Here is a 476-nt window from a genome sequence, read left to right as displayed (position 1 = left end):
GAAAGGCCAGTCTTCTTCCTAAAGCCGCCCTCGGCTCTAATCGGTCCCAACTCAACGATAGTCCTCCCACGGATGAGCAAGCGCGTTGACCACGAGGTCGAGCTTGCTGTGATAATCGGCAAGCGCGCGAGAAACGTTCCTGCGAAGAAGGTGATGGACTACGTCCTCGGTTACACAATACTGCTCGACATTACGGCGAGAGATTTGCAGGCGGAAGCGAGGAAAAGCGGCATGCCATGGACCCTCTCGAAGGGCTTCGATACATTCGCACCGGTCGGGCCTAGAGTTGTGGACAAGCGCGAGCTTGACATCAGCGACCTTGAAATCGGTCTGAAGGTAAACGGCGAGCTCAGACAACTCGGCAGAACGAGCGAGATGGTCTTTAAAGTTCCCGAGCTGATAGAGTACATCTCAAGCGTGATGACCCTTGAGCCTGGCGATATAATAGCCACTGGAACGCCCGCTGGTGTCGGTCC

At 55.5% G+C, this 476-nt stretch carries 1 protein-coding gene; it reads left to right on the top strand.

Going from position 1 to position 476, the window contains the following annotated elements:
- A partial coding sequence (locus E3E25_RS11305; protein ID WP_167893410.1) for a fumarylacetoacetate hydrolase family protein occupies nt 1–476 on the top strand: 476 nt, incomplete at both ends.

This window comes from Thermococcus sp. MAR1, assembly GCF_012027305.1.
Classification (GTDB): Archaea; Methanobacteriota_B; Thermococci; order Thermococcales; family Thermococcaceae; genus Thermococcus.
The sequence above is the reverse complement of the archived record's forward strand: the minus strand, read 5'-3'. Positions and strand labels throughout refer to the sequence as shown.